This is a genomic window from Paenibacillus sp. DMB5, from assembly GCF_001517085.1.
Classification (GTDB): Bacteria; Bacillota; Bacilli; order Paenibacillales; family Paenibacillaceae; genus Paenibacillus_AQ.
This window is the reverse complement of sequence record NZ_LRAC01000136.1, coordinates 69,310-76,602: the sequence shown is the minus strand read 5'-3', so window position 1 is coordinate 76,602 and position 7,293 is coordinate 69,310. Positions and strand designations below refer to the sequence as shown.

Genomic DNA, 7,293 nt, shown 5'->3' with positions numbered 1-7,293 from the left:
ACGGAGGCCCTTAGGCCTCCGTTTTGGTTTTCACTTCCTGCCGACTCAGCAGCTGCCGTCTCCGCGATCCGAACTTCACCCAGACCCGGTCATCATCATCCCGGAAAAATCGTATTTTCACCCACTTCAGCGGTGTCCAGATTTCCTTGAAATAATAATTTGGCATAGGACTTCTCTCCCAGTAAATAACTAGATTTGAATCTAATTATAGACCGGGATAACTAATTTGTTTGTCAGAACCTGTCCGTGGAAATGTGAAATGTTTAGGTTTTATTGTCAGAAATAGTGAAACCAATTTTTAATCTCCTGCAATGTTTCTTTGGCCTCCGGATCATTATAACCAAAAGTATTACCTATCATTTTAATATATTCATTAAAGGTGTTTTCCCTGCTATAGCGGTCGCTCCACCACCATTTTGCGTTGTAGCCAGAGTTCGCACCTAAGTAAGTTAACTTAATACCTGAATTCTTATATACATGATCAAAAATAAACTTTACTCTTCGCATGTGAAAGTCTGAAGATACAACTATCGCAGACGTGAAGCCATGCTGTTGCATGATGGGTAACGTAAGTTCAGCGTTCTGGTAGGTGCTGAGGGCTTCGTTTTCTGTAAGAAAGGCATCTTAGGGAATGCCAAGAGACAGGACGGTTTGCAGCATATCGCCGGAAGAACTAGTAGTTTCCCCGGAGTTTAATAAAAGAAGGAATTTAAGGTAACCAGTTTTATATAACTCAATAGTCTTTTTCATTACGTCCTGTGTCACCACTAAGTACGATGACCACATCAGCTCGTCGGAGTGAATTTGACATAGTCAAATTTTCCCTGCTACGAGAAACACAATTATAAGTACAATGAAAAGAAATATTACGATTCTAGTGAGCTTCATTCTCCGCATCATCGAGACTGACAACTACTAGTACACTCTTTTTCGACCAATTGATTCATATATGACACCAGACTTTTCAGCATCAACAAGTGAATAGCAGTTTCGCCCATCCAAAATTAGAGGGTTTTTCATAAGTTCTTTATATTTTGTAATCGGAAAAGACTTGATTTCTTCCCATTCAGTAAATATAAAGCACATATCAGCATCCGTAAGGGTATCTTCTATTGTATCAAAGTACATAATTTTATCAGGGTATAACTTTTTGAAATTTTCCATTCCAACTGGATCCCACACCTTAATATTTGCTCCATCTTCTATCAGTAATGGGATATTAACTAGTGAAGGTGCATCTCTTAAATCGTCTGTTCCGGGTTTAAACGTCAGTCCTAAAACAGCAATATTGAGATTATTAAAGCTATCATAATATTTTTTTGATTTCTTGATCAGTTTGATCTTTTGGTTTTCATTAACCTCAATTGCAGCTTTTACAGTTTTCAATTCATAATCATTAAAACTAGCAAGCCAGTGCAATGCCTTAGTATCCTTTGGAAAGCATGATCCCCCATAACCAATACCAGCGTTCAAAAATTTATTTCCTATTCTTGGATCCATTCCCATGCCTATAGCGACATCTTCAATATTCGCCCCTACAATTTCGCAAAGATTAGCCATTTCATTAATGTAAGAAATCTTTAACGCTAAAAAATCATTTGCAGCATACTTAATCATTTCTGCACTTCTGCGGTTTGTAACCACAAAAGGGATATCAAATTCTCTATACATTTCCTTTAATATTAATTCAGCGTTTTCCGATTCTACTCCTAAAACTATACGTGCAGCATTTAGAGTATCTTTAACTGCTGTTCCTTGAGACAAAAATTCAGGATTTGAAGCTACATCAATTTGTACATTATATTTCTTATTTTCGTTTATAATTTGCTCAACTTTATCATTAGTTCCTACTGGGACAGTAGATTTAACAATAACAACACAATCTTGCTTAACTGATTGCGCAATTTGCCGAGCGACCTCATAAACATACTTTAGATTAGCAGAACCATCTTTCTTTTCTGGTGTCCCAACTCCAATAATAATGATTTCTGCGTTACGGTATGCTTCATAGTAATCCGTAGTATAAGTGATTTTTTTCTTATTTTTCTCCATCAGTTCTTCCAAATTAGGTTCAAAAATAGGAGAAATACCATTCTGCATTAAAATAATTTTTTCCTCATCTATATCTAAACATGTAACACTATTCCCACGTTCGGCTAAACACACGGCAGTGACTAATCCTACATATCCAGTTCCTACTACTGATATTTTCATTTTAATCAGATCCTCAACATTTTTTTTATCATCGTTCTATTTCTATGTATAAAATAATCGAAACGAGTCCCAAATTGATTTTTAAACATTTTTAAAATTTTACTATTTAATTCTGGGTTATTAAATTCACATCTTGTTGTATCCGTATTAAGTAGCACATCAAATCTTCTATTCACTCCACTATGTGTTCCTGAACCATCGAGTCCAATATTCCTCACTCTTGATGTAGTAGGATATATAGTATACATATTTAATTTACTCTGACTATAGCACCATCTTATCGCCCACGAATCAATTTCACCTTTCATTTGTGAATCTAACATTTCTGACATATCTCTTCCACCTCGATTAAATTTCTTTCGAAGGTTTTTGTTTCCTTTAAATTCATCATAATCATTAACATTCCAATCTATTTTATTCCATCTATCGCTCCAGGTTCCCCATCCCCAACTGGAGCCTCTATACGATAGATACACTGAACTTTTATAATCTGCAGGGATGCTCATTTTAAATGTATATCCACTGATTGACCAGATTTTTTTATCTTTTTCATAAAAATTCAAAGCATCGTTCATATAATTTAGGAAATCAGGAGATGTTACTAAATCATCTTCAAGAACTATAACTTTTCCATAACGCTCAATAAGTTCACTCACTCCGCTTATTATTGAGTTAGCTAATCCTTTGTTAATGTCTGTTTTAATTAATTTAACAGATTTAAATAACCCTCTCGTTTTAAGCTTATCAATATAACTTCTTACCTCTTCAACACGTTTCGAAACAGTTTCGTTTTTCGGAGCATCAGAAAAGATATAGATATTAGTATCTTTTGCCATAAAATTCATGGCTAACGACTCAATAGTTTGCATAGTATGGTCTGGTCTTGCGTAAACAAATATAAGCACCGGGGCTAACACGGCTACACACCTCATAAATTTATATTTTGAATTAATAATTTCGACTTGCCACGGGGAGTTAAAGGTAGATTATTTACAAATTCAAACGAAGTTTCAATTTGGGCTATCTTATAAAAATTATCTTGTAATTCAAGTTGATCTTCTGTACTGAAATTATCATCCTTTATAATTTTGAATATGATATTTCCAGGCTCATCCTGAATGATCTGCCATTTTTTTATATGATCAAACGCTTTATAATGTCGTCCAAAAACAATTGCAGTTAATAATACTTTTTCCATTTCTCTAGTGTAAATATAATCTTGAGTACGTCCTAATATTTTTTTAAATTTTGTAATTCCATAATCTTCTCCATCATAGAGTGCCATATCACCAGTTCGATAACGTATAAAAGGCATTGCATAATTATTAAATCCAGTTACAACAACCTCGCCTATTTCACCTTTATTCACAGCCCTTCCATCTTCGCCTATAATTTCAGTAAATCCATAAAAAGGAGAGCAAAATGTTGTTAAGGTTTCATCAATAGAATATCCAAAAATACTAGCCTCAGCATGTCCATATTGATTAATAATTTTAGTATTAAAGGCTTTTTGTATGTTTATAATTTGATCATCATAGAAACTCTCTGATGTTAGTTCAACTGCTTTTATGTTTAGAGCAAGATTTAAATGCTGTTTATTAATATGGCATGCTATAGTATTAATAAATGATGGATATCCCCTAATGATATCGGGCTTAAACTCTTTAATAAAGTGGATATACGAGTCAATATTATCATTGGTCAGATACTGGGAAGATAATGCGACGCTTCCATATGGAAGATCTCTACGACTTTTCTGAATCCAAAAAACATTTTTATCTAGTAAGTTATCAGGTATAATTGATCCATCCATCGCTAAGATCCTATCACCTGACTTGTAGCCAAACATTTTAAATAAGAATGCTTGATGTTCCGCATCATAGCTTCCTAATGTATGAAATCCTAAAGGTTCTCCGGTACTACCACCAGTCGTAACAAAACCAACATAATCTTTATTATTAGATAATGCCATTAGGTTACTTTTTTCTCTCTTAATAATTTCTTTATCTAAGAAGGGTATCCGCAAAAAATCTTCAAATTTATTTATATCAATATTTCTTTCATTGAATAAATCCCTATAATATTCACTATTCACATATGCATATTTAACTATTTTCTTTAACCTTCTTCTTTTAATACCGTTAAAATCTTTCTTAATTCCATTGTGGTGTTTATTTAAAGCTCTTAAACCAAAATGAAGCATAATTTTTCCTGATTGTTGTCTAATTAGATAATTAAGGTATTCTAAATCATTAATTCTTTTTAATAATCTTCTTAAGCGATCAATCTGCATTATTAATCATCCTTGCTTATTAATATAACTTCCTAAAAGCCTCTTTAAATTAAAGGCTCTTAACATCATAATAGATGATATTCTAGTTGGTTTGAAGAATAAAGGAGCTACTATAGCAACTGTAAACTGTGAAGCTAATGTCGCTATTGCAGCACCATATCCACCTAAAGAAGGTATGAGAAAATAGTTGAGAGATATATTAACAAAGCAGCCTACACTGATATATGCCAAAGAATACTTTTGAAGGCCTTCACTTACCAACCAAACCCCTCTAGCTGATCCAAGCATAGCAAATATTCCAGCCCAAATACTTATCGAAAGAACACCTGAGGCTTCTGTATATTCCTTTCCATACAATATATTAATAATTATTTTAGAAGAGAATAATATGATGAAACCAAATATCAAACAAGTCCAAGTAACTATATTATAAAGTTTTTGTACTGAATTTATATATTTCTCATTATCAATTTTTTTATCTTTCATAATAACAGGTCTTAAAGAAACAATTATCGCCATAGGAACAAAATACCACATTTCTGCAATTCTAACAGCCGCCGAAAAAATCCCTAATTGATCTTTATTGGGCAGCATAGTGCCTAACATAATCTGATCTATTCTCATGTATAAGGATACCATCAATCCCGAGAGAACAAGATACCAACTTTGAGATAATATTTCTTTAGCATATTTAAAACTAAATTTTAAAGAGGTTCTTTCCTCCCTATATTTAATATAAGCAAATATTAAAGCAACACTTATTATCGCGATATCTATCGTATATATTGTTGAAAATAAAACTAAATCCCCCCCAAAACACACTAGTAATATTTTTAGTAGAGCAGTTATAGCACTTACAACGATCCGGATTAACGACGATATTTTTGACTTTTGGTGAGCTTGTATCCAGTATTCAATCACTTCAAATGCTCTTAAAACCATAGAAAATGACATGATTAAAACAATGACTTGCAAATACACATTTCTAGGCTCTAGGATCCAAATCACAAACCATGATACAAGTGTTAAAAAAAGGCCCCCCGTTATCCTCAATAAAAAACTTGTACAAAGAATTGTTCCTTCTTCATACTGTTTATCAATAATTGTTTTTACACTTAGAATCTCGAGTCCTAATGTGGACAACACAGTAAATAAAGATACTATTGCAAGAGCGTAATTAAACTGTCCATATTGCTCTGGACCAAAATAACGGGCTACCAAAGCAGTTACAAACACACCTATTACTAAATTGAAAACTTTATCACTTATTAACCACGTGGAATTCGCCAATACTTTCTTAGCCGTCTCATTATTGTTAAACTTTTTTTTCACTCTTCTAAATAAGTTCAATTTCCATTCCTCATATACATTATAGTTAAAATCTATTATTCCTTTATCACGTCATGGTATATCTCAACAATTCTTTTCGCATTAAGTTCTCTATCATGAGTTTTCAAAGCACGACTCCTTGCATTTTGAGAATACATGAGAGCCAGTGACTCATCATCAAAGATTTCACAAATATAATGAGCCAGCATGTAGAAAGCATCACTTTGATAAAGAGCCCCTTCTTTTTTATTTTCTAACAAATCCATTATTCCTCCTACAGCAGATGCAATACAAGGAACACCTAGAATCATAGCTTCTCCTAATGAATTAGGACTATTTTCAATAGTTGAAGGGCAAACAAAAACATTAGACTTCAAATACCTTTCACACATCTCCTCTTCGGTCAAGATTCCAGTAAATATAACCTTATTTTGCAATTTATTCCTATTAATTAACTTTTTTATATATTTACCATAGGAGGAAATCTTCACTTTTCCTTTGATGGTATCATCATTCGTTATATCTGCTCCTCCTATATACAGTTTTGCATCTGGATAGCGTTCTAAAACAATTGGCATTGCTTTGATCATAAAATGAAGGCCTTTAATAGGATAAGACCCCTGACTCATAAAAATGGAATTTCTTTCACATCTATCCAAAATCCATACATTAGAGTAGAAAGAGTCTCTTAGATTTTCATTACAGTGATGGTATACTATATTTGAATTTATTTGTGTCGTACATGCCCTATCCCAAGTTGTCCTTCCAATTACATGATTAATATTTTTTAATGATTGAATCTCCAGCTTCCCTCTTTTTACAAATTTCAAGTGTTGTTGATTCAAATTATCCCTTTTCAAAAGATCTCTAAATGTAAATCTATATTGAACATATGGTGGGATAGAAGCCATATAGTGATTCGAATAGATTGAGACAAGCCCTTGAATTGAAATTATATTCTTTATGTTTGATTTTTTACAAATATTCACCATAGAAAGTGTGTGAGCATATTCAGTGCCAAATATATGAACAATTTCAGGTTTAGATTTTTTTACTATTTCACTTAAATGAGTATTATTTTGGATCATTCTTTGATTTTTCAAATCAATATAAGGGAAGCTATAATATGATATTCTGCTACCTTGAAATTTTTCCACACACGAACTCGTCTTTTTAGGGAAGGCTATAGTTAGATGAATCCCTTTTGTCTCTGATAGTAATTTTGATAAATTCACAAGCCAACCGCCAAAAGGAATCGGCTTTTCTTTCATTATTGTACTAACTTCTGGTGTAGGAACATTTATTATCCATAAAACATTCACCTTGATTTCTCCTTCCCTTATTAAATTGAATAAAAGAATTGCATGCACTTCACTTTCATATATACAAATTGAGTATTGAAGATAGATAAATAATACTTATATAAATAAAAATTTTCATTACAATAAAACTAAAAA

Annotated in this window: 6 protein-coding genes; all 6 read right to left on the bottom strand. The window is 32.6% G+C overall.

The annotated features are described in order from the left end of the window. Nucleotides 1-10 precede the first annotated feature (10 nt). The 6 genes from AWJ19_RS35340 to AWJ19_RS21475 all read right to left on the bottom strand — a co-directional run bounded on the left by AWJ19_RS35340 (nucleotide 11) and on the right by AWJ19_RS21475 (nucleotide 7,158). Complete coding sequence (locus tag AWJ19_RS35340; protein WP_157890064.1) at nucleotides 11-166, bottom strand: hypothetical protein; 156 nt, start codon at nucleotides 164-166, stop codon at nucleotides 11-13. A gap of 749 nt (nucleotides 167-915) precedes the next feature. Beyond that, nucleotides 916-2,214 carry a UDP-glucose/GDP-mannose dehydrogenase family protein gene (locus AWJ19_RS21495; protein ID WP_068726900.1) on the bottom strand — a complete coding sequence of 433 codons (1,299 nt, stop codon included), beginning with the start codon at nucleotides 2,212-2,214 and terminating at the stop codon, nucleotides 916-918. A 5-nt stretch (nucleotides 2,215-2,219) separates the two neighbouring features. Then, nucleotides 2,220-3,131 carry a glycosyltransferase gene (locus AWJ19_RS21490; protein ID WP_068726899.1) on the bottom strand — a complete coding sequence of 304 codons (912 nt, stop codon included), beginning with the start codon at nucleotides 3,129-3,131 and terminating at the stop codon, nucleotides 2,220-2,222. An 11-nt stretch (nucleotides 3,132-3,142) separates the two neighbouring features. Continuing rightward, complete coding sequence (locus AWJ19_RS21485) at nucleotides 3,143-4,507, bottom strand: phenylacetate--CoA ligase family protein (protein ID WP_068726897.1); 1,365 nt, start codon at nucleotides 4,505-4,507, stop codon at nucleotides 3,143-3,145. A gap of 6 nt (nucleotides 4,508-4,513) precedes the next feature. Beyond that, nucleotides 4,514-5,857 carry a flippase gene (locus AWJ19_RS21480; RefSeq protein ID WP_128083661.1) on the bottom strand — a complete coding sequence of 448 codons (1,344 nt, stop codon included), beginning with the start codon at nucleotides 5,855-5,857 and terminating at the stop codon, nucleotides 4,514-4,516. Between the two features lie 35 nt (nucleotides 5,858-5,892). Further along, on the bottom strand, nucleotides 5,893-7,158 hold the full coding sequence (locus AWJ19_RS21475; RefSeq protein ID WP_082708038.1) for a glycosyltransferase family 4 protein: 1,266 nt from the start codon (nucleotides 7,156-7,158) through the stop codon (nucleotides 5,893-5,895). Nucleotides 7,159-7,293 lie beyond the last annotated feature (135 nt).